20 protein-coding genes are annotated in these 20386 nt (G+C 69.2%); 12 read left to right on the top strand and 8 right to left on the bottom strand.

Annotated features, from left to right (window positions below; genetic code table 11):
• The first annotated feature begins 74 nt into the window (after positions 1–74).
• The 3 genes from ACV530_RS12120 to ACV530_RS12110 are packed head-to-tail and all read left to right on the top strand — an operon-like array spanning position 75 to position 3256.
• Entirely contained in the window at positions 75–1361 is a 1287-nt protein-coding gene (locus ACV530_RS12120; RefSeq protein WP_494332381.1) for a glycosyltransferase family 4 protein, read from the top strand.
• Positions 1362–1418: 57 nt separating this feature from the next.
• Positions 1419–2168: a class I SAM-dependent methyltransferase gene (locus ACV530_RS12115; protein WP_494332380.1), complete on the top strand. Its 750-nt coding sequence runs from the start codon at positions 1419–1421 to the stop codon at positions 2166–2168.
• The gene (locus ACV530_RS12110; protein ID WP_494332379.1) at positions 2165–3256 is read left to right on the top strand and encodes a prenyltransferase/squalene oxidase repeat-containing protein; all 1092 of its coding nucleotides are present in this window, start codon (positions 2165–2167) and stop codon (positions 3254–3256) included. The genes ACV530_RS12115 and ACV530_RS12110 overlap by 4 nt, the downstream gene beginning before the upstream one ends.
• Here the strand turns inward: ACV530_RS12110 and ACV530_RS12105 are convergent.
• A complete protein-coding gene (locus ACV530_RS12105; RefSeq protein WP_494332378.1) occupies positions 3253–3738 on the bottom strand; it encodes a 2-thiouracil desulfurase family protein in 486 nt (161 codons plus the stop codon). The two genes, ACV530_RS12110 and ACV530_RS12105, sit on opposite strands and share 4 nt — an antisense overlap.
• A 78-nt stretch (positions 3739–3816) precedes the next feature.
• Between ACV530_RS12105 and ACV530_RS12100 the strand changes: the two genes are divergently transcribed.
• Positions 3817–4761: an alpha/beta hydrolase gene (locus tag ACV530_RS12100; protein ID WP_494332377.1), complete on the top strand. Its 945-nt coding sequence runs from the start codon at positions 3817–3819 to the stop codon at positions 4759–4761.
• Here the strand turns inward: ACV530_RS12100 and ACV530_RS12095 are convergent.
• A complete protein-coding gene (locus tag ACV530_RS12095) occupies positions 4736–5677 on the bottom strand; it encodes an aminoglycoside phosphotransferase family protein (RefSeq protein WP_494332376.1) in 942 nt (313 codons plus the stop codon). The genes ACV530_RS12100 and ACV530_RS12095 overlap by 26 nt on opposite strands.
• Before the next feature lie 323 nt (positions 5678–6000).
• On the opposite strand from ACV530_RS12095, the gene ACV530_RS12090 reads away from it, so the two are divergent.
• The gene (locus ACV530_RS12090) at positions 6001–7197 is read left to right on the top strand and encodes an acyltransferase family protein (protein ID WP_494332375.1); all 1197 of its coding nucleotides are present in this window, start codon (positions 6001–6003) and stop codon (positions 7195–7197) included.
• 16 nt (positions 7198–7213) lie between these two features.
• Here ACV530_RS12090 and ACV530_RS12085 read toward each other — a convergent pair whose 3' ends face one another.
• A complete protein-coding gene (locus ACV530_RS12085; RefSeq protein WP_494332374.1) occupies positions 7214–8347 on the bottom strand; it encodes an alpha/beta fold hydrolase in 1134 nt (377 codons plus the stop codon).
• A gap of 199 nt (positions 8348–8546) precedes the next feature.
• Between ACV530_RS12085 and ACV530_RS12080 the strand changes: the two genes are divergently transcribed.
• Positions 8547–9446 (top strand): AraC-like ligand-binding domain-containing protein, encoded by a 900-nt coding sequence (locus tag ACV530_RS12080; RefSeq protein WP_494332373.1) that lies wholly within the window; start codon positions 8547–8549, stop codon positions 9444–9446.
• Between the two features lie 23 nt (positions 9447–9469).
• Here ACV530_RS12080 and ACV530_RS12075 read toward each other — a convergent pair whose 3' ends face one another.
• From ACV530_RS12075 to ACV530_RS12065, 3 genes are all read right to left on the bottom strand, one after another.
• A complete protein-coding gene (locus ACV530_RS12075; RefSeq protein ID WP_494332372.1) occupies positions 9470–9868 on the bottom strand; it encodes a type II toxin-antitoxin system death-on-curing family toxin in 399 nt (132 codons plus the stop codon).
• Positions 9865–10062, bottom strand: coding sequence for a CopG family transcriptional regulator (locus ACV530_RS12070; RefSeq protein WP_494332371.1), 198 nt, complete (start codon positions 10060–10062; stop codon positions 9865–9867). The genes ACV530_RS12075 and ACV530_RS12070 overlap by 4 nt, the downstream gene beginning before the upstream one ends.
• 130 nt (positions 10063–10192) lie before the next feature.
• The gene (locus ACV530_RS12065) at positions 10193–11275 is read right to left on the bottom strand and encodes a methyltransferase domain-containing protein (protein WP_494332370.1); all 1083 of its coding nucleotides are present in this window, start codon (positions 11273–11275) and stop codon (positions 10193–10195) included.
• Between the two features lie 634 nt (positions 11276–11909).
• Between ACV530_RS12065 and ACV530_RS12060 the strand changes: the two genes are divergently transcribed.
• The 6 genes from ACV530_RS12060 (at position 11910) to ACV530_RS12035 (ending at position 17924) form a co-directional block, all read left to right on the top strand.
• Positions 11910–12440, top strand: coding sequence for a DUF6879 family protein (locus ACV530_RS12060; protein WP_494332369.1), 531 nt, complete (start codon positions 11910–11912; stop codon positions 12438–12440).
• 27 nt (positions 12441–12467) lie between these two features.
• Positions 12468–13319: a helix-turn-helix domain-containing protein gene (locus ACV530_RS12055; protein WP_494332368.1), complete on the top strand. Its 852-nt coding sequence runs from the start codon at positions 12468–12470 to the stop codon at positions 13317–13319.
• A 61-nt stretch (positions 13320–13380) separates the two neighbouring features.
• Positions 13381–13650: a hypothetical protein gene (locus tag ACV530_RS12050; RefSeq protein ID WP_494332367.1), complete on the top strand. Its 270-nt coding sequence runs from the start codon at positions 13381–13383 to the stop codon at positions 13648–13650.
• 452 nt (positions 13651–14102) lie between these two features.
• On the top strand, positions 14103–15665 hold the full coding sequence (locus ACV530_RS12045) for an alpha/beta hydrolase (protein ID WP_494332366.1): 1563 nt from the start codon (positions 14103–14105) through the stop codon (positions 15663–15665).
• Positions 15666–15936: 271 nt separating this feature from the next.
• Positions 15937–16425 carry a hypothetical protein gene (locus ACV530_RS12040; protein ID WP_494332603.1) on the top strand — a complete coding sequence of 163 codons (489 nt, stop codon included), beginning with the start codon at positions 15937–15939 and terminating at the stop codon, positions 16423–16425.
• A 50-nt stretch (positions 16426–16475) separates the two neighbouring features.
• Positions 16476–17924: a M1 family metallopeptidase gene (locus tag ACV530_RS12035; RefSeq protein WP_494332365.1), complete on the top strand. Its 1449-nt coding sequence runs from the start codon at positions 16476–16478 to the stop codon at positions 17922–17924.
• Here ACV530_RS12035 and ACV530_RS12030 read toward each other — a convergent pair whose 3' ends face one another.
• Positions 17925–19223 carry a glycosyltransferase gene (locus ACV530_RS12030; RefSeq protein WP_494332364.1) on the bottom strand — a complete coding sequence of 433 codons (1299 nt, stop codon included), beginning with the start codon at positions 19221–19223 and terminating at the stop codon, positions 17925–17927.
• Between the two features lie 91 nt (positions 19224–19314).
• On the bottom strand, positions 19315–20325 hold the full coding sequence (locus ACV530_RS12025) for an LLM class F420-dependent oxidoreductase (protein WP_494332363.1): 1011 nt from the start codon (positions 20323–20325) through the stop codon (positions 19315–19317).
• Positions 20326–20386 lie beyond the last annotated feature (61 nt).

Genomic DNA, 20386 nt, shown 5'->3' with positions numbered 1-20386 from the left:
CGGTGGAACTTGTTCTAGATATTCGCCAACCGTTACGCTCCCGCTGAATACCGAGGGAATCTAGGGGGCCGTGCGTGACCGCTGGTGACAGCCCGCTGCGCATCGCGCTGCTGTCGTACAAGGGCAACCCGTTCTGCGGCGGTCAGGGCGTCTACGTGCGCCATCTCTCGCGCGAACTGGCCCGCCTCGGGCACACCGTCGAGGTCATCGGCGCCCAGCCGTACCCGGTGCTGGACGAGGGCGTCACCCTCACCGAGTTGCCCAGCCTCGACCTCTACCGGCAGCCCGACCCCTTCCGCACCCCGGGCCGCGACGAGTACCGCGACTGGGTCGACGCCCTCGAGGTCTCCACCATGTGGACCGGCGGCTTCCCCGAGCCGCTCACCTTCTCGCTGCGCGCACGCCGCCACCTGGCCGCCCGCCGCGGCGACTTCGACGTCGTCCACGACAACCAGACCCTCGGCTACGGCCTCCTCGCCGACCTGGGCGCACCGCTCGTCACCACGATCCACCACCCCATCACCGTCGACCGGCAGCTCGAGCTGGACGCGGCGCCGGACTTCAAGCGGCGCCTGTCCGTACGCCGCTGGTACGGCTTCACGCGCATGCAGGAGCGCGTCGCCCGCTGCCTGCCGTCGGTCCTCACCGTCTCCGGCTCCTCCCGGCAGGAGATCGTCGACCACCTCAAGGTGCGCGGCGACCGCATCCACGTCGTACCGATCGGCGCCGACACGGACCTCTTCTCGCCCGACCCGTCCGTCCCCGTGATACCCGGCCGCATCGTCACCACCTCCAGCGCCGATGTGCCGCTCAAGGGCCTGGTGCACCTGGTCGAGGCGCTCGCCAAGGTCCGTACCGAACACCCCGACGCCCACCTCGTCGTCGTCGGCAAGCGCGCCGACGACGGACCCGTCGCCCGGGCCATCGAGCACCACGGGCTCGACGGCGCCGTCGAGTTCGTCAAGGGCATCAGCGACGCCGAACTCGTCGACCTCATACGCAGCGCCCAGGTCTCCTGCGTCCCGTCCCTCTACGAAGGCTTCTCCCTCCCCGCCGCCGAGGCCATGGCCAGCGGCACCCCGCTGCTGGCCACCACCGGCGGCGCCATCCCCGAGGTCGCCGGCCCCGACGGCGAGACCTGCCTCGCCGTCCCGCCCGGCGACTCCGACGCCCTCGCCGCCGGGCTGAACCGGCTGCTCGGCGACGACGAGCTGCGCCGCAGGCTCGGCGCCGCGGGCCGCGAGCGCGTCCTCGCCCGCTTCACCTGGCGCCAGGCCGCCATCGGCACGGCCGAGCGCTACCGCGCGTCCATCGAGCGGTACGCCACGGCGAGAGCCACCCGGCTCGGCAGACCCGCCTGACGGACCCGTCCGACGCGACCACCACCCATCCGTCCCGCCGAGCGAAAGCAGATCCGCGTGCTGACCGTCGACTTCTCCCGCTTCCCGCTCGCCGCCGGCGACCGGGTCCTCGATCTGGGCTGCGGCGCGGGCCGGCACGCCTTCGAGTGCTACCGGCGCGGTGCGCACGTCGTGGCCCTCGACCGCAACGCCGAGGAGATCCGCGAGGTCACCAAGTGGTTCGCCGCGATGAAGGAGGCCGGTGAGGCCCCCGCGGGCGCCACCGCCACCGCCATGGAGGGCGACGCCCTCGCCCTGCCCTTCCCCGACGACAGCTTCGACGTCGTCATCATCTCCGAGGTCATGGAGCACATCCCCGACGACAAGGGCGTGCTCGCCGAGATGGTCCGCGTCCTCCGTCCCGGCGGCCGGATAGCGATCACCGTCCCCCGCTACGGGCCCGAGAAGGTCTGCTGGGCGCTCAGCGACGCCTACCACGAGGTCGAGGGCGGCCACATCCGCATCTACAAGGCCGACGAACTCCTGCGCAAGATGGAGGAGGCCGGGCTCAAGCCGTACGGCACCCACCACGCGCACGGTCTGCACAGCCCCTACTGGTGGCTCAAGTGCGCCTTCGGCGTCGACAACGACAAGGCGCTGCCGGTACGCGCGTACCACAAGCTGCTGGTCTGGGACATCATGAAGAAGCCGCGGGCGACCCGGCTCGCCGAGCAGGCCCTCAACCCCGTCATCGGCAAGAGCTTCGTGGCATACGCGACCAAGCCGAAGCTCCCCGAGGTCTCCTCGGTCTCCGAGGCGGGCCTGTGACGACGTCGTCCAGCCGCCGCCCCGGCCGCACCGAACGCCTCACCCTGCCCGGAGTGCTCTCCGTCGAGCAGGCCGTCCAGACCGTGGCGGGCATCGCCGCGATCCAGCGCCCCGATGGCGCCATACCCTGGTTCCGCGGCCACCACCTCGACCCCTGGGACCACGTCGAGTCCGCCATGGCCCTCGACGCCGCGGGCGAGCACGAGCGCGCCGAGGCCGCCTACCGCTGGCTCGCCGAACACCAGAACCCCGACGGCTCCTGGTACGCCGCCTACGCCGACGGCGACGCGGACGCCCCCACCGACCGCAGCCGCGAGACCAACTTCACCGCCTACATCGCGGTCGGCGCCTGGCACCACTACCTCTCCACCGGCGACGACGCCTTCCTCGACCGCATCTGGCCCACGGTCTACGCCGCCGTCGAGTTCGTCCTCCAACTCCAGCAGCCCGGCGGCCAGATCGGCTGGAAGCGCGAAGAGGACGGCACCGACGTCCCCGACGCCCTCCTCACCGGCTGCTCCTCCATCCACCAGGCCCTGCGCTGCGCGCTGGCCATCGCCGAGCACCGCGAGGAGCCCCAGCCCGACTGGGAGCTCGCGGCCGGTCTCCTCGCCCACGCGATACGGCACCACCCCGAGCGGTTCCTGGACAAGGGCCGCTACTCGATGGACTGGTACTACCCGGTCCTCGGCGGAGCCCTCACCGGCCCCGCGGCCAAGGAGCGCATCGAGGAGCACTGGGACACCTTCGTCGTCCCCGGCCTCGGCGTGCGCTGCGTGACCCCCAACCCCTGGGTCACCGGCGGCGAGAGCTGCGAACTCGCCCTCGCCCTCTGGGCGATGGGCGAGTCCGACCGCGCCGTGGAGATCCTCCGCTCCATCGGCCACCTCCGGGCCGACAACGGTCTCTACTGGACCGGCTACGTCTTCGACGACGACGCCGTCTGGCCCCGGGAACTCACCTCCTGGACCGCCGGTTCGCTGCTCCTCGCGGTGGCCGCGCTGGGCGGCGACGAGGCCACCACGGCCGTCTTCGGCGGCGATCGCCTCCCGCACGGGCTGGAGCCGGTGCCGGCCTGCTGCGGCTAGCGGTCGGTGAGACAGGCCGCCGCCTCACCGATCCGGTCCTCGCCGAAGACCTGTATGCCCGCCCGCTGAAGCAGCGCCGTCGTCACGCCGTGCCCGGGGACGCGCGTGCCCGTGAACCCGCCGTCGTAGATCCGAAGACTCCCGCAGGACGGGCTGGACTCCTTCAACAGCGCGACGCGGACACCGGCTTCACGGGCCGCGTCCAGCGCCAAGTGGGCGCCGCGGACGAAGTACTCGGTGACGTCCTCGCCGGTTGCGGCGATGACGTGGGCGGTGCCGTCCAGCACCGCCGCACCGTCCCCGCCGACGATCTCCGCCGCCGGCCGCGGCACGGGCAGGCCGCCGGACACCTCGGGGCAGAACGCGACCACGCGCCCCTCCGCCCGCCAGCGCGCGAGCAGTTCGTCGTCCACGCTCTTCGCGCTGCCGTCGTAGCGCACGCGGCGGCCCAGCAGACAGGCGCTCACCAAGATCCGTTCCATCACGCCAGGTTAGGGGCCGCACCCCGCACGGGCCCCGCCGGGCTGCGGGTGCGGCGCTCCCACGGCATCCTGGGTCCTATGGACCCGGAGATAGCGGCCCTGCTGAAGCAGTACGGGCTCGACGGGCCGCCGCCCGCCGAGCCGCCCTCCATCGCCGAGGTGCGCGAGGCGAACCGCATGCTCTCGCTCGCCGTCGCGCCGAGCCCGCCGATCGCGGTCGGGGAGGTGACCGACGGCCGGGTCGCCGGAGTGCCGGTGCGGGTCTACCGCCCCGAGGGCGACGGCCCCGTCCCCACGGTCGTCTTCTTCCACGGCGGCGGCTTCATCGCCGGTGACCTCGACACCCACGACGGCATCTGCCGCCGCCTCTGCCGGGACCTGACCGCGGTCGTCGTCAGCGTGGCCTACCGGCTCGCCCCGGAATTCCCCTTCCCCGCCGGGTTCGACGACTGCGTGGCCGTGACCGGCCACGTCGGGGACCACATCGCCGACTACGGCGGCAGCACGCTCGCCGTCGCGGGTGACAGCGCCGGCGGCAGCCTCGCCGCCGGCGTGGCCCTGGCCTTCCGGGACGAGGGACGCCCCCTGGCGGCCCAGCTCCTCGCCTACCCGTCCACCGACCTCGGCAGCGAGCGGAACCACCGCTCCCTGACCGAGAACGCCACCGGGTACGCGCTGACCGCGGCCGAGATCGAGCGCATCATCGGCCTCTACCTCGCCGCCTTCCCGGCCGCCGCCGACAGCGCCCCGGCCTCCCCGCTCCTCGCCGACAGCCACGAGGGCCTGGCGCCCGCGGTCGTCGGCTGCGCCGAGTTCGACCCGCTGCGGGACGAGGGACTGGCGTACGCCGACGCGCTGCTCGCCGCCGATGTGGTGGTCGACAAGCACATGTTCCCCGGGCTCGTCCACGGATTCCTGAACTTCGCCACGAAGTCGAAGGCCGCCGATGCGGCGACGGCCCGGTTGTTCGCCGAGTTCGGTGAACTGCTGCGTCCGATCACAGCGGGCGCGGATCCGCGGTGAGCAACTCCGCCAGGCGGTCGGCGAGTTCGTTGAGCCAGTCCAGACGCTCTCCGTCGCGGGCGATGTGGAAGCCGTGGCGGCGCCCCCAGAACGCCGCCTGCACCGCATGGAACTGCGCCCAGCGCAGCACACGTTCGCGATCCAGCTCCGCGGCCTCGGCGAACACGTCCACGACGCGGTGGACGGCCTTGCCTATGTCGTCCGCCTCGAGGAACGTCAGCGCACGCGACTTGAGCAGTGTGCCGCCGTCGTAGGCCGGGTCTCCCGCGTACCCCTTGGGGTCGACGGCCAGCCACGGCTCACGGTCGGCGCGCAGGATGTTCCCGGGGTGCAGGTCCCCGTGGACGAGGGTGTCCGGCTGATCGCGCCCCAACTCCCGTACGGTGGCGACGGCGGCGTCCACGACGTACTGCGGCAGCGTATGCGCCAGCTCCTCCGCATCCTTGCGCAACTGCTCCTCCCAGCCGTCGGCCTGCTCCCGCAGCCGGGGCAGTCCGGGCGGCGCGGGGACGGCCAGCCGCCGACTGATCCGCCCGGCGACCGTCACCACCTCGTCGCCATCGGCGACTTCGGCCAGGGTCGATGTGCGGGCCCGCTCCAGCAGCATCGCGAACCGCTCGTCGTCACGCTCGTGCAGCAGAACGGCCCCGCGCCCGTCCCACGCGGCGAACGCGTCGGGCTCATGGACGTTGCCGGGGTGGGGGAAGGACACCTTCAGCACGGCGGCTCCCCCGCCCTGTCGCTGTACGGGGACGATGACCCCGACGCCGCCGTGCATGACCGCGCCGTCCGGCACGCAGTCCCAGCGCTTCAGCAACTCATCGACTGTCCCGGGCAGTTCGGCGATCCACGCCGCCCCCGGCTCCCCTTCGCGCTCGACCGTGCTCCGCGCGAACTCCTCCGGCATTTCGATCATGCGGGCACCTTACGCGCCGTCCGGCGCTCTTCGAAGGGTTTGACCCCCAGGGGGTCCCTGCATCATGCTTTCACTAATCACTTAGTGAAAGCATGGTTTAAGTCACAGGGGAGCTCATGATCGATCTCGCAGGCCTCCGCCGCCCGGCCGCGTCCGCCACCGCAGCCGATCGTCGAACTGTTGGGACGCAGTCGGGCAGACCATGACGTTCAGCCTCGGGCCCCGCTTGCCCCCTGTCGCCCGGCGATCAGGAGGCACCCTCTCTTCCCCCTACAGACGGCCTTCTTCGATCTTCGATCGGCCGCTTGGCCACAGGACTTTCCATGCCTATCTCCGTACACACCCGAGCTGCCCGCAGCCTGTCCCGGGCAGTCGGGCAGCGAATATCCCGCGCGTCGGCCGGGGGCGGGCGCCTGGCCGCGGTCGACGGGCTGCGGCTGCTCGCAGCCGCAGCCGTGGCCGCCTACCACTACCTCGGCACCCCGACCCCCCGCTTCTGGGGCGAGGCCTACGACCTCCCGCAGGCAGCACCACTGCTGCACGCGATCAGCGGCTACGGCTGGCTCGGCGTCGAGGCGTTCTTCCTGATCAGCGGCTTCGTCATCTGCATGAGCTGCTGGGGCCGCACCCCGGCGCAGTTCGCCGTCTCCCGTATCGCCCGGCTCTTCCCGCTGTACTGGGCCGTCGTCCTGATCATCGTCGCCGCCGGCACGGTCACCGTGCTCGCCGGGCAGCGGTCAGGGGCGCCCACGGACCTGCGTACCACCCTGGGCAACCTGACGATGATTCCCAGCCCGCTCGGCCTGGACTTCACCGCTGGCGTCGCCTGGACACTATGGGTGGAAGCCCGCTTCTACCTCCTCATGGGCGCACTGCTGCTGATCGGCCTGACCTACCGGCGCGCCATAGCCTTCGGTTTCCTCTGGCTCGTCCTGGCGTCCATCGGCCGCGAACTGCACTCCACCGTCCTGGACGAGTTCCTGCTCAGCCAGTACGCCGGACTCTTCGTGGCCGGCATCGCGCTCTACCTGATGCACCGCTTCGGACCCAACCTCCTCCTTTGGCTCCTGGCCGGCTTCGCCTGGTGCTACACCCTGACGGTCCTGGACGACCGCGTCGCCACACACGCCGGCTCCAACTGGGCAGTCAGCGCGGCCGTCCTCACCGGCTTCCTCGTACTGCTCGCCCTGGCCGGCCCCGGCCCGCTGCGCCACCTCCAATGGCGAACCCTCGTCTACGCCGGCGCCCTGACCTACCCCTTCTACCTGGTTCACCAAAGCCTGGGCATACCTGTCACCCGCGGCATCCTCAAAGCGGTCCCCGGCCTCGGCCTGCTCCCCTCGATCGGCCTCGGTCTCTTCCTCTCCCTGCTGCTGGCCGCCGTGCTGAACAGCCTGGTCGACCGCAAACTCGGCCGCCTCCTGCGCCGCCATCTCGCCACCGCCCTCGATCCCAGCCGCACCGACCCGAACCGGCCCACACCGCGGATCGCTCCCCGCCCGTCGCCGGAAGAAGGGTGAGCTCGGTCCATTCCGCTCAGGCAGTGCCGGTCGGGTTGAGGATGGTGAAGCGCCACGTGCCGTCGGCGCCGCGGGTTGCCACGTTCGTGGCGGTGCCGGACGCGGTGACGCGGTTGCCGTCCGGTGCGGTCAGCCGCATCTTCCAGTCGACGATCAGCAGGGCGGTGCCGTCGCCGAGGAGAACGTGGCGGGTGGTGTTGATGATGTTGGGGTCGGCGGCGATCGTCTGCTCAACTTCCGCTCGCAGTGCGGCGCTGCCGCTGATCACCTCGCCGGTGACGGTGCGCATCGTCGCGTTCTCCGTGTACAGCGCCAGGACCCGGTCGGCATCGTGAGCATTGAGCGCCTGCTGGAAGGCGATGGGCAGGAGCGCCGGACCGGCGAGGAAGGCGGCCAGCGGGCCGTTGACCTGGTCGGGATGGGTCAGGCTCGGTGTGTGTCCCGCGCCCGGTATCACGACGGGGTCCAAGGCCCCCGGCAGGTGATCGCGGAGCATCTGCCCCAGCGGCAGCGGGACCGGCTGATCGGCCTCACCATGCATGATCAGGACCGGCTGAGCGATCTCCCCGAGGCGGGCGGAGACATCGTCGACACCCATGAGCACGGCCACCGCATCGGCCAGCCGTTCCCGGGGCTCCTCATGCCACACACGCAGCCAGTCCTCATGAATCTCGGGCTTGCCGAGCAGCAGGTCGAGCAGAACCGGGGCAACCGCATCCGGCCCACCGGACCGGAGCCCTTCACTGATGCCGCTCATCTGGGCCAGGGCCTCCTCCGGCCAGGCCACCGCCGCGCTGTCGATCAGGACCAGGGCCCTGACCCGTTCCGGCGCACGCAGCGCAGCGCGAAGCGACAGGAACCCGCCCTGGGAGTGACCGACCAGAGCCGCCTGCTCGACACCGAGATGGTCGAGCAGACCGAGAAGGTCGTCGGCGGAGTCCCAGTAGGTATGGAGAGCGCCGTCGTCCTTGGTGCGCCCGTGCAGCCGCTCGTCCCACACGACGCACCGGAACTCACCGCGCAGTGCCTCGACTTGGGGTGCCCACATCCGGTGGTTCATGAGGTTGCCGTGGCTGAAGACGACCACCGGGCCGTCGCCCCCGGTGTCCTCGAAGTACAGCTGCTGACCGTTGACTGACGCGAAAGGCATGTGTCATCTCCCATCGGGGTAACTGGTGCGCTCCACGATGCCCGGCGAGAGCACGGCAGATTTGTCCGCAAGCGCACGCCCAGTTGTCCGTACGCGCACGGGAATCCGCCGACAGCCCGCTGCGTTGCTCAGCCATATGCGGCGATTGCGGACCCAAGACCATGCAGAGGCGGAACGGCGTGCCTTCTGGCAGGACGTCGTGTGCGACAGCTTTGTGCCGGTCCACGTCAAGCCGCTTCAGGACGACGAGCCGTTCCGCGGAGAGCTCACGGCCGGCCGCCTCGGCGCCGTCGGCGTCGCGGAGGTATCGGCCGACCCGAGCCGCGTCGACAGAACACCACGGCTGATCGCCCGCTCGGATGCCGAGTACCTGCTCGTGGGCGTGATCCAGCGCGGCAGCGCGGTGATCCGCCAGGACGGCCGCGAAACGGCGCTGGGCCCCGGGGACATCGCCTGCTACGACACCACCCGCCCCTACACGCTCGCGTGCGGCGAGGCCTTCTCGATGCTGGAGTTCATGCTCCCGCACCGCCTGGCCCACCTGGACAACAGCCAGACCACGGAGGTGACGGCGACCCGCTTCTCCTCAACCGAAGGGGTCGGCGCCCTGGTCTCCCCGTTCCTCACCCGCCTGGCCAGGCACTCCCACGACTACGCGGACAGCGCGGAGAGCCTCTCCCGGACCACCGGCGACCTGCTTGCCACCATGCTCGCCGAGCGGCGGCCACGCCCGAACACCGACGACCAGCAAGCGGCCCGCCGCACCACTCTCCTGCGCGTCCGCGCCTATATCGACCAGCACTTGGCCGACCCGGACCTGTCCCCGGAACGGATCGCGAAGGCGCACCACGTCTCACTGCGCTACTTGCAGAAGCTCTTCTCCGAGGAGCAGACCACGATCACGGCCTGGATCAGACAGCGCAGGCTGGAGGGCTGCCGACGTGACTTGGCCGGGGGCCCGTACGCGGCCGACCGCACGGTGGCTTCGATAGCGGCTCGTTGGGGGTTCCTGAACCCGGCCCACTTCAGCCGCGCCTTCAAGACGGCCCACGGCCTGAGCCCCAGTGATTACCGGGCCGCTCACGGTGGCGGGCGCTGACGCAGGCATCCGCCAAGATCGCCTCACAGCGTCACGTCGGGCTCCAGCAAAGCTTTGATGCCCTGTGCTATCTCCTCCACGTCACGCATTTCCCCTGTCGTCACGGCGAGGACCAGTCGTTCTGCGGCGTCGATCTCTGGGCGCAGCTGGACTCCGTGCATCGCGAGAAAGGTGACGCACGAGAGCCAGGCTGTGCGCTTGTTGCCGTCAATCAGCGGGTGGTTGATCGACAGGGCCTGGAGTAGTGCGGCTCCTTTGCTGATCAGGTCCGGGTACACCTCGTGCCCGTACATTTCGGCCGAGGGCCGGTGTACAGCGGACTCCAGTTGTCCTGTGTCACGGAGCACGACAGGCGTGTCGTCGGCGCAGGCGTATCCGGCGACGGTCAAGGCGTCTTCTGGGGTCAGGTAGGAGAGAGTCACTTGAGCCGGTCCATGAGCTCGCGCCATTTGCTCGCTTGCTCCTGGGCCGTCTGCCGCACCATCGTCCGGTGAGCCCTGCCAACGTACTCGTCGACAGCGAGCAGCACGATGCTGTGCACGTCGATCCCCTCCTGCTTCGCGCAACGCCGGAGCGCGGCTATCTGATCCTCACGAAGGCTCAAGTCCATGCCCATGCCGAAACCTTACGGAGAGGAGCGATGCTCCGGTACTGCTTATTCCGTGAGCACCTACGGGAGGCCATACGAGGTCATACGAGCACGCCACGGACAACAAGTTCAGTGCAGCGGCATATCAAGTGTCCGGCTACCGAGCCGAGACGAGGTTGTCCGGCAAGTCAAGCCACACCTGCTCGCCATCGCCATCCACGGTGAGCCCGAAGCGGGAGAAGCCGGGACGGCCCTGCTTCTCCCACCAGCCGTACGCGGCTTCCACCTCATGCCAGAGTCGGCGTGGCCCGGACTGCCTGACAGGGAACGCCGACCCTTCCGGCATGTACCGGACCGATGCCGCGGATTGCCCGTCCGTGAGCCACAGTGTGCAGTCCGCCCCGTCCGGATCGTCTCCCCAGTCCACGCAGTACCGGCACCCAGGGACGCCGAGCCCGACCGCGAAGCGTGCTTCGTTGGGGGTGAGTACCCGGGGGTCCGTGCTCGTTGAGGACTGCTCACCTTCGCACTCGTCGGGCCAGCCCGCGGGCGCGTGGCCGCTCATCCACATGAACGACGACTCTTCGACCACCCTGCCCGTGGCTGCGTGTCCGTCGGATTCGAGCCGGAGCAACGCACCGTTGCACATGCCGTTGCCCCAGGGGATGACCATGACGCCTTCGGTCTGCGCCACCCAGGCGTAGGGCACGTGCTGTACGGCGCACGTGGCAATGAGCCGCTGATAGGGAGCGTTGGCCTCCCACCCATCCGCCCCGTCGCCCCATACGGTGCGTGGAGTGAAGCCGGCTCCCTTCAGCCGTGCTGCCGCGCGCTCTGCGAACTGGACGTTCACTTCGATGGTGGTCACGCTGCTGGAACCGAGGCGGTGTGACGCCAGGGCGGAGTTCCAGCCCGTGCCAGTCCCGATTTCCAGCAGCGTGTTTCCGTCCTGCACGTCCAGTTCGCGCAGCATCATGGCCACCATGCGCGGCATGGACGCCGACGTGGTGGGCTTGCCGCCCTCCTTCGCCAGGACCAACGCCACGTCGGAGGCGACGGCGTCCTCCCACTCCCGCGATCTGGTCTCTCGATCGAGTTCCGCCACGGTGCCGTCTTCCCCGTGGGCCCAGCATTGGGCCGGGATGAACGGATGGCGCGATACCGCAGCGAACGAGGGTTCCCAATCAGCCGTCAGGTAGCCGTCTTTGGCCAGGGACGCCACGAGATCACTCCAGGCCATGTGTGCCTCTACTTCTTCTTGGGGTCGGGGGTGACCGGCGGAACCTGCGGCGGCTTCTCACGGTGCCCGTCGTGGGGTGCGGTGTCCGGCTTCCCGGAGTGACTGCCGCCTTTGGCTTTGCCCATGGTCTCCTCGCTTCCTGGCCATTCCCTCGCGCAGTCCGATGGCAACTACGCTAGGAACAGTGGAATCCCAACCCCCAGCCGATTGCGCGAACTTGCGCAGAAGTATCACGGTGCTTCCCCGTGCTTCGTTGCACCAGTACGGTGATCCGCCAATGGGTCGGGGTGGCTTGTGGCTTGGCCTCCACGCCGGGGCGTGCGCGCCCCTTGACCCGGGCAACACGATGGGCCGATGGTCATGCGGTCAAGCGTGAACCGGTGGACACAGGAGATCGCCATGCCACTAGATTTCATGGGGATGGACCCTGAGACGAAGGAAGAGGGGTCCGCCACGGTCTGGGTGCACCACGAGCAGCAGAGGATCATCATCCAAGGTGTGACCGCTGACGACGTCCTCACGGAGGAGGTCGGCAGCACCGAGTGGGTGCCCGGACATGCTGTGGGGGTCCCGGCGCACGAGTCGGTGATCTCCCTGCCACTACGGATGGTGCCGGTCTTGAGGAAGGCGTGCGATGCCGCAGAACGTGCCGGACTTTCCGACGCTGCTCCGGAGCGCGCAGAGGACAGCAGTCCATCTGGAGATGCGTGACGGCTACGGCGTCGCTGGCGAGGCTGAGGAGTTCGAGCAGTGGAAGCGCACCGGTGAAGTAGACCTCGACCCGGAGTCGGAAGGCTGGTCCCGCTGGGTGTCGCTGGTGCGAGAGACCGTCGCCCGGGGTGTCGTCGTGCGACGGGCGCGCATCGTCTCCGAGCCGGTGAGCGAGTACATCAAGTACGAGCACGCCACCACTGCCGTCAACGTCGCCGTGGGCGAGCAGGTCCGCTGGCTTCCCCGGCGCAAGGCGCTCGGCATCGCGGTGCCTGCAGCCGACTTCTGGCTGTTCGATGACTGCCTCGTTCGGTTCAACCTCTTCACCGGTGATGGGGATTGGGCCGACCCTCGGTTCGAGATGACCGAGGAGCCGGCCGTGGTCCAGCTCTGTTCATCAGCGTTCGAAGCGGTGTGGGAGCGCGGTATCCCGCACGAAGAGTTCAAGGTCTGACGCACGCCGCCATCGGACTGCCAGCCCATGTCATCATCCTCCCCCTCGTCCAGCGTCGCGGCAGCAAGGAAGGTCCTTGCCGACCGGTTGGTGGAGATCCGTAAGGACGCTGGAATCACCGGCCAAGAACTGTCAGCCCGATGTGGGTGGAACGCTGCCAAGACGAGTCGTATCCAGAGCGGCAAGGCCACGCCCACCGATGCGGATATCCGCGCGTGGTGTGCTGCCTGTGGGGCCGAGGACCAAGCGGCCGATCTGATCGCGACCGCTCGAGCGGCCGACTCCATGTATGTCGAGTGGCGAAGGCGTCACCGAACGGGTCTGCGGCATGCACAAGAGCGACTGATCAGCGGCTACAAAGAGACCTTGCTGTTCCGGATCTATGTCTCCAACGTGATTCCGGGTTTCTTCCAGACCCCCGAATACGCTGCGGCTCTCATGCGGTCAATGACCGACTTTCATAGGACTCCTGACGATGTTGCCGAGGCCGTACCGGCCCGGGTCGCTAGGAGTCGTCTCATCTATGAAGGCGGACACAGGTTCGCCGTCCTGATCGAAGAATGGGTTCTCCGGAGCCAGATCGGTGACGTTGACACGATGGCCGGCCAGCTCAAGCACCTTCTCTCGCTGATGCCGTTGGCGTCCGTGTCGTTGGGGGTGATTCCCGCAGCAGGTCCGCGGAAGCTGTGGCCGCTGGAAGCGTTCTACATGTTCGATGACCGGCGAGTCGCGGTCGAGAACCTGACAGCCAAGATCAATGTGGTGCAGCCACGCGAGATCGCCGAGTATGCCAAGGCTTTCAACGAGCTGGCCGGTATGGCTGTTTACGGCTCACGTGCCCGAGCGCTGGTCACTGCGGCCATCCAAGCCCTCGGGTGAAACAGCGCAAGGAATCGCAAGATCCTGGCTACCGACGCTTGTTGGTTTCTAACGTCGCTTCATGACCACGGACACCGATGCAGTCGCACAGCAAGCTGATGCCTTCATGGCGGGGAAGCGGAGAGCCGACGACATCGCGTTCATGCTTGAGCGGGTGCTGGCGGAGATGGGCATCAAGGTGGGTGATCGGGGCTCCTGGCCCCAGCTGATGGGTCGCGCCTCCCTCTCTGGCGAGCCCTCGCTCTTCCTCGGGTCCGTTCCCCTCCCCACCGCCCGCAAGCTCATTGACGCACTGGTCTGTGCAGAGTCGGTGAAGCGGCGCCAGCCATAAGGCACCCACGGTGGAGCGAGCACGGCATCACCGAGCAGAAAGAGGCGGCGATCCTCGCGGCGGCCGGGAGTGGGGGAGGCGTCAGTATTCGAGGGCGAGGTGCGCTGATCCACCGAGACTATGGGAAGCCGCTTTGGCGGTGAAATCCTCAATGCGCTCGCCGAGTTCACGTGCGTAGCAGTGTCCTGTCGCAGCCAGGTGTGTGACAGGGAGTGGTAGGGGTGGCCTCAGTGGGGCTGGGGGGATGGCAGCAGTGAACAGAGACGGTTGCTCCGTCTAGCGTCTGATGGTGTGAAACACGCACAGAACATCTCGAAGAGACGCCCCACTGCCTTACGCCGGCCCGCCCGGTCCGTGGCCCCCGCGCTGACGGGGGCTGCGGTGCCAACGGTGCGCACGGTGCACGTGGAAGGCGTTTTCGACCGAGACATCCAGCGCCTCGAGGAGACTCCGTGATCACCCTCAGCCCAACCGTACGCCGCACCTCAGCCGTCGCCCTCGCCCTCGCTGCCTGCCTTGGCGCAGCCCCCACCGTTACGGCCGCAGCGGCCTCCGCCGCACCGAAGTCAGGGGCCGCGCCCGACCGTTACTACCACCAGCACCTACGCTGGGGCAGTTGTACCAAGAACCTGGACGACACCATGGGCCGCGACCTGGACAAGGCCGGTGCGCAGTGCGCGGACGTCGTCGTACCGCTCGACTACGCGGCCCCCCAAGGCCGGACGATCACCGTCGCGATATCCCGGCTCAAGGCCAGTGACACCCGCCACCGCATCGGTTCGATCCTGCTCAACAACGGCGGCCCGGGCGGTCGCGCCCTTCAGTCCCCGCCCGATTTCCATACGTGGATGAAGAAGGCCGGTCCGCAGTACGACATCGTCGGATTCGACCCGCGCTTCGTCGGTCGCAGCACCCCGCTGGACTGCGGCTGGCCCGTCGGTACCAGCCTTTTCTCGGCCGGTCTCAGCCGGGGGAGCTTCGAGCGCCAAGTCGCCCTCCAGAAGGACCTGGCCGCCAAGTGCCGTGCCTCCAACGCCTCCGTGCTGCCGCACGTCAATACGCGCAACACGGCCCGTGACATGGACGTCATCCGCGGTGCGCTCGGCGAGAAGAGAATCTCCTACTTCGGCTACTCGTACGGCACTTACCTGGGCACCGTCTACACCCAGATGTTCCCCGACCGCACCGACCGCATGGTTCTGGATGGTGCCATCGACCCGCGCGAGTACGGCCCCCGGCTGCTCCAGAAGACCACCAGGGAGAACGAGCGGGCGCTCGCCGACTGGGCCACCTGGGCCGCCGCACGCGACGAGACCTACGGCCTCGGCCGCACCCGTGCGCAGGTACTCTCGACCGTCGACCGCGTCATCAGGGCGTCCGCACGCGGCCCGCTGACGGTCGGCACCGCCCCGAAGACCTTCCGACTGGACGACACCCAGGTCCCGTTCGTCCTGCTCGCCGGGATCGACAGCGACACCGATGCGTCCCGGGCGGCGCTCAGTGAGCAGCTGTCCGTCCTGAACAAGGCCGCGGCCGGGCAGCCGACCCGGCTGTCGCCCCAGTTCGAGGAGACCCTGCGGCTCGCGACGACCGGAGAGCAGTCGCATCACGGCAGCGTGCAGTCCGCGGTCTTCTGCGGGGACCGGGCGGCCCCGCGCGATCCCGAGGTCTACTGGCGGGACATCGAGCGCAGCCGTGCCGCGTACCCGCGCTTCGGCGCGGTGACCAACAACATCACCCCGTGCGCCTTCTGGGACCGGCCCCGAGAGGAACCCACCCAGGTGAAGCAGGACGCCAAGGTACTGATCGTGTCGGCCACCGGCGACCCGCGCACCCCGCACAAGGGCGCCGTCGCCCTGCACGGACTGCTGCCGAGTTCCAAGCTCATCACTTTGGAAGGCGCCAACAGGCATGCTATCTACGGCCTTTACGGGAACGCGTGCGTCGACAGCAAGGTCAACCACTACCTGACCACCGGCAAGCTGCCCACCGACGACCAGATCTGCTCCAATTGAAGTGCTCTCCCGGCTGAAGCCGGGAGATTCCCGCCTACCTTGCGGTGGCGGGCTTGACGCGACGGGCGCGCCTGACGACTGCCCGTCGCGAAGCCCCCCCCCCGCCCCGGGACGGGCCCCGCTCACCCGAACGGGTTCGTCCTGGTGCGAACCCGTACGATACGGGTCACGCTGGCCGAGGTAATGTCCGCCCGCCCTCCGGAGGAGAGTCGTGTCCGATCGCGCCCGTGTCCGTCGTGCCCTTGTCGCGCTGCCGTTGGCGTGCAGCCTGATGTTCGTCGGGTCCGCCTGTGGCGGTGGAGGGAAGAAGGAGAGCAAGGGCGAGGCGACGCCGACCAGTTCTGCGGAGAAGCAGAAGTTCGCCAAGACGCGGTTCGTGGCCAATGCGGGGCTTGCGGCGGGGGCGACGTATCAGTGGATTGTGAAGCCGTTCAAGGCGGGGTCGTTCAAGAAGGGGGAGAAGGGGAGGATCAGTTCGCTCGTCAAGGCGGGGCTGGCCGGGACGTTCGCGTACAACCGGCTGAAGGCGGCGAAGAAGAACGCCGAGGGTGACCCGACCCTGTCCAAGGCGCTCGCGCCGCTCGGAGCGGGGATCGAGTCGCTCAAGGGGCTGGCGGGCAAGCTGCGCAAGGGGGATGCGACCGATGCCGACGTGAACACCTTCGACAGTGTCATCGGCAAGGTCAAGGACGCGGGCAAGAGCGCGGGGGCCGAGGTCAAGGACCAGACGCCGTCGTTCAGTGATGTGCAGAAGGGTTGAACAGGGGCGGCCGAAAGGGCGTTGTTGCGGGGGATGAGACGATTGCCATCATGGCAGACACTCCCCTCAGACCCGGACACATCGCGCTCCGCCGCCGGTTGGTGCGCTGCTCGATACCCATAGCGCTCGCGCTCGTCGCGGGCTGCGGGGGCGGTGGCGGCGACATGGCGGAGGAGAACGTCGGTGCTCGGGGCGTCAACGATCCGGTATTTCCTCAATTGGGCAATGGCGGATATCACGTTGAGCACTACGGCCTGACGCTCGACTACGAGCCCGATGGCAATCGCCTCGATGCCAAGGCGGTCCTCACCTCGCGCGCCACCCAGGATCTGAGCGCGTTCAGCCTCGATCTCAAGGGGCTGCATGTGCGCAGCGCCATGGTGGAGGGGAAAGAGGCGAAGACGTCCCGCAAGGGGGACAAGCTCACTGTCACGCCCGCCAAGGCACTGGCCAAGGGCGGGCGGTTCACGACGGAGATCTCCTACGAGGGCGAGCCCAAGCAGTTCAAGGATCCGGACGGTTCGACCGAGGGGTGGGTCGAGACGGAACACGGCGCGGTCGGGCTGGGGGAGCCCGGGGGGTCGAAGGCGTGGTTCCCCGGGAACCACCACCCCTCCGACAAGGCGGCGTACGACATCACGGTGACCGTTCCCAAGGGCTTCATGGCCGTGGCCAACGGCGAGTTGCGGCGGCAGGAGAGCAACGGCAAGCGCACGACGTTCGCCTGGCACAACGCCGAGCCGATGGCGTCGTACGTGGCGAGCGTCGCGGTCGGGGAGTACCGCGTCACCACGGCGCGGGCCGGGGACCTGCCGGTCTACATCGCGTCGCATCCCAAGGAGGACGCCGCGGCCGAGAAGATGAAGAAGCTGATGCCCGAGGTGCTCAACTGGGAGACGGAGCTCTTCGGTCCGTACCCCTTCTCCTCCACCGGCGCGGTCATCGACCGCAATCCGTATGCGCCTTACGCGCTGGAGACCCAGACCAAGCCGTACTTCCACGAGGCCCCCACCGACAAGATCGTGGTGCATGAGCTGGCCCACCAGTGGTTCGGCGATTCCGTCACCCCGCGCACCTGGCGGGACATGTGGCTGAACGAGAGCTTCGCGCAGTACGCGGAGTGGATGTGGGAGGAGAAGCAGGGCGGCCGGACCGCCCGGCAGACCTTCGACGACTACTACGACGGCAAGGACCCGGAGAGTAAGGCCGCGGACGGCGACAACATATGGGCGTTCCCGCCCGCCTACCCGGAGGCCGAGACGATATCCGGCCGGCCGGTCTACGGACGCGGTGCGATGGTGCTGCACAAGCTCCGGGAGGCGGTGGGGGACAAGACGTTCTTCACGATCGTGCGCGCGTGGGTGAAGGATCATCGGCACGGGAATGCCGATACGGGCGACTTCATCAAGTTGTGCGAGAAGACGTCGGGCAAGGATCTGCGCGACCTCTTCGACACCTGGCTCTTCGCGAAGGGCAAGCCGGGGCGCAATGCGCCGTAGCTAGCCCACCAGTTCGGCGATCGCGTCGAACGGGCGGTGCGCGTCGATGTCGGCACGGAGCGCCTGAGCCCGGGCGCGGTACGTGCCGTCGCCGAGCACCGCGTCGACCGCCGTACGCACGGCGGCCTCCTCGGGGCGGTCGGTGCGCAGGTCGATGCCCGCGCCGCTCCACTGCACGCGCGCCGCGACCTCCGGCTTGTCCTCGCCCGCACCGCCGACGATCAGCGGTACGCCGTGGCGCAGCGCGGTGTGGACGCCGCCGTAGCCGCCGTTGGTGATCAGGACGTCGGCGTGCGGCAACAGCCGCTCGAACGGTACGTAGCCGGCGACCCGGACGTTGCCCGGCAGGTCACCGTCCAGCAGCGCCTCAAGGTCCTGCGGGCCGTCGGGCCGGGCGGTGGCGGCGATGACGAGCACGTCGGCGTCGGCCAGTGACCGGACGGCGGGGGCGACGAGGGCGGAGAGGTCGTGGTTGGCGAGAGTGCCCTGGGTGACGACCACGACCGGACGGTCGTCCTCCGTCAACTCGGGCCACCAGGACGGCTCGTCGTGACCCATCGCGTCGTCGGCGGCCGGGAGGGTGCCGATGAAGCGGAAGTTGTCCGGTGCGTCGCTGCGCGGGTACTCGAAGCCGGGCACGGTGAGCTGGAGGTAGTGGTCGGGCGCGGTGACCATTACATCGAAGAGGGGCTCATCGGGCAGGGGGGCGCCGGCGAGGGCGAACATGTCGGCCGCGTACTGCCGTAGGGGCTCCATGCCCTCGGCCATCTCGGCGTTGAGCTGCTTGTTGCGGGCCCGGCCCTCCTCGTCGCTGCGGGGCGGGAGCGCGAGGCCCATCGGCGCGGTGTCGATGCTCTGCATGGTGGGCGGTGAAATGCCCATGGCGATGGACAGCGGACGCTCGCCGGCGGGGAGGGACAGGGGCAGGGCGAGGGCTCCCAGGTAGAAGGCGTCATGTATCACGGCGGTGGCCGGGAACTCCTTCAACAGGTTGCGCACGGCCTGGTGTTGGGCGGGGATCATGTCCAGGAAGATGTACTTGAGGTCGTACGCCAGCCGCTCGGGGCCTGCGGGGTGGAGCAGGCGGTCCGGGAACAGTTCGTCCACCTTCCGGTCGTCGAAGTCGATCTCCTTCGGCAGCGGCACGAAGCGGGCGCCGGTGGCCTCGATGGTCTCGGCGAACCGGGAACCGCCGAGGAAAGCGACCTTGTGGCCTCGTGCCACCAGGTCGGCGGCTATGGCGCGCAGCGGAAGGGTGTGCCCGTGGGCGGGCACGGCTGCGACAATTATGTTCGACATGCAATCACCTTACGGTGGGTCAACTCGGCGCTGTTCGTGGGGTGTCGAAGGGTGCAGGTGAACGGCTCGCTCCGCTTCTCGGCCCGGGCGCCTAGGAGTTGAGCTCCGCCAGGGTCCGTAGCGTCAACGGGTCCGGTGCGGTGACCAGCAGGTCCGTCACCGGACCGGAGCGCCACAACTCCAGGCGTTCCGCGATGCGTTCGCGCGGGCCGGTCAGGGAGATCTCGTCGGCCAGGTCGTCCGGTACCGCTTCGACGGCCTCGGCGCGCAGGCCGGCGGCGAACAGGTGGCGTACGCGGCGGACCGTGTCGTCGAAGCCCAGGCGGGTGAGGAGGTTCGCGTGGAAGTTGCGGGTCGCGTGGCCCATGCCGCCGAGGTAGAAGGCGAGCATGGCCTTGACAGGACGCAGGCCCTCCGCGACGTCGTCGCACACGCGGGCCTGGGCCATGGGAGCGACCATGAAGCCGCCCGGGGTGTCGGCGAGGGCGTCCGCGTAGAGGGCGGTGCGCAGTGGCGACCAGTAGAGGGGGAGCCAGCCGTCGGCGATGCGGGCGGTCTGGGCGACGTTGCGGGGGCCCTCGGCGCCCAGCAGGACGGGCAGGCCCGGGCGCAGGGGGTGGGTGATGGAGCGGAGGGGCTTGCCGAGGCCGGTGGTGCCGGGGCCGGTGCGGGGGAGAGGGTAGTGGTGGCCGTCGAGGGCGACCGGGGCCTCGCGGCGCAGGACCTGGCGGACGATGTCGACGTACTCGCGGGTCGCGGTGAGGGGGCTCGAGGGGAACGGGCGTCCGTACCAGCCCTCCACCACCTGCGGGCCGGACAGGCCGAGGCCGAGAAGCATCCGGCCGCCGGAGAGGTGGTCGAGGGTCAGGGCGTGCATCGCGGTCGCGGTGGGGGTGCGGGCGGACATCTGCGCCACGGCGGTGCCGAGCCGGATGCGGGTGGTGTGGGCGGCGATCCAGGTCAGAGGGGTGAAGGCGTCGGAGCCCCAGGACTCCGCGGTCCATACCGAGTGGTAGCCCAAGGCCTCGGCCTGCCGGGCCAGTTGGACGTGGCGCGGGTCGGGGCCGCGGCCCCAGTAGCCGAGCGCGAGGCCGAGTCGCATGGCGGGACCCCTCCCTGGCGGGTGGCTGACGATCCGTCAGGTTACGGGGGTGGTCGCGAGC

Source organism: Streptomyces sp. SX-6, from assembly GCF_059089585.1.
This window is presented reverse-complemented; position numbering and strand designations above follow the sequence as displayed.

Coding starts and splice junctions, on each gene's coding strand:
- ACV530_RS12105 (WP_494332378.1), bottom strand. CDS start 3,738: ATGGAACGGATCTTGGTGAGCGCCTGTCTGCTGGGCCGCCGCGTGCGC.
- ACV530_RS12100 (WP_494332377.1), top strand. CDS start 3,817: ATGGACCCGGAGATAGCGGCCCTGCTGAAGCAGTACGGGCTCGACGGG.
- ACV530_RS12095 (WP_494332376.1), bottom strand. CDS start 5,677: ATGATCGAAATGCCGGAGGAGTTCGCGCGGAGCACGGTCGAGCGCGAA.
- ACV530_RS12090 (WP_494332375.1), top strand. CDS start 6,001: ATGCCTATCTCCGTACACACCCGAGCTGCCCGCAGCCTGTCCCGGGCA.
- ACV530_RS12085 (WP_494332374.1), bottom strand. CDS start 8,347: ATGCCTTTCGCGTCAGTCAACGGTCAGCAGCTGTACTTCGAGGACACC.
- ACV530_RS12070 (WP_494332371.1), bottom strand. CDS start 10,062: ATGGGCATGGACTTGAGCCTTCGTGAGGATCAGATAGCCGCGCTCCGG.
- ACV530_RS12065 (WP_494332370.1), bottom strand. CDS start 11,275: ATGGCCTGGAGTGATCTCGTGGCGTCCCTGGCCAAAGACGGCTACCTG.
- ACV530_RS12060 (WP_494332369.1), top strand. CDS start 11,910: ATGCCGCAGAACGTGCCGGACTTTCCGACGCTGCTCCGGAGCGCGCAG.
- ACV530_RS12055 (WP_494332368.1), top strand. CDS start 12,468: ATGTCATCATCCTCCCCCTCGTCCAGCGTCGCGGCAGCAAGGAAGGTC.
- ACV530_RS12050 (WP_494332367.1), top strand. CDS start 13,381: ATGACCACGGACACCGATGCAGTCGCACAGCAAGCTGATGCCTTCATG.
- ACV530_RS12040 (WP_494332603.1), top strand. CDS start 15,937: ATGTTCGTCGGGTCCGCCTGTGGCGGTGGAGGGAAGAAGGAGAGCAAG.
- ACV530_RS12035 (WP_494332365.1), top strand. CDS start 16,476: ATGGCAGACACTCCCCTCAGACCCGGACACATCGCGCTCCGCCGCCGG.
- ACV530_RS12030 (WP_494332364.1), bottom strand. CDS start 19,223: ATGTCGAACATAATTGTCGCAGCCGTGCCCGCCCACGGGCACACCCTT.
- ACV530_RS12025 (WP_494332363.1), bottom strand. CDS start 20,325: ATGCGACTCGGCCTCGCGCTCGGCTACTGGGGCCGCGGCCCCGACCCG.